Source organism: Streptococcus sp. CCH8-C6 (assembly GCF_001557225.1).
Lineage (GTDB): Bacteria > Bacillota > Bacilli > Lactobacillales > Streptococcaceae > Streptococcus > Streptococcus sanguinis_C.
The window spans coordinates 1-344 of record NZ_LSJN01000039.1 but is presented as its reverse complement, the minus strand read 5'-3'; the positions used below and the strand labels follow the sequence as shown (position 1 = coordinate 344).

Genomic DNA, 344 nt, shown 5'->3' with positions numbered 1-344 from the left:
GAATTAAATCTGAAAAATATCTATAAAAAATATCCCAACAGCGACCACTACTCAGTGGAAGACTTCAATCTAGATATCAAGGACAAAGAATTTATCGTCTTTGTCGGTCCTTCTGGTTGTGGAAAATCAACTACGCTGCGTATGATTGCGGGTCTTGAAGACATCACAGAAGGAACTGCTTCTATTGACGGTACAGTGGTTAATGATGTGGCTCCAAAAGACCGGGACATCGCCATGGTCTTCCAGAACTATGCCCTTTACCCACACATGACTGTCTACGACAACATGGCTTTTGGTCTCAAGCTGCGCAAGTACAGCAAGGAAGATATTGACAAACGGGTCAA

1 protein-coding gene is annotated in these 344 nt (G+C 43.0%); it reads left to right on the top strand.

Translation table 11 applies throughout. The features are described 5' to 3' along the window. The coding region (locus AX677_RS04695; protein ID WP_197416885.1) for an ABC transporter ATP-binding protein at positions 1–344 on the top strand (344 nt) is incomplete at both ends.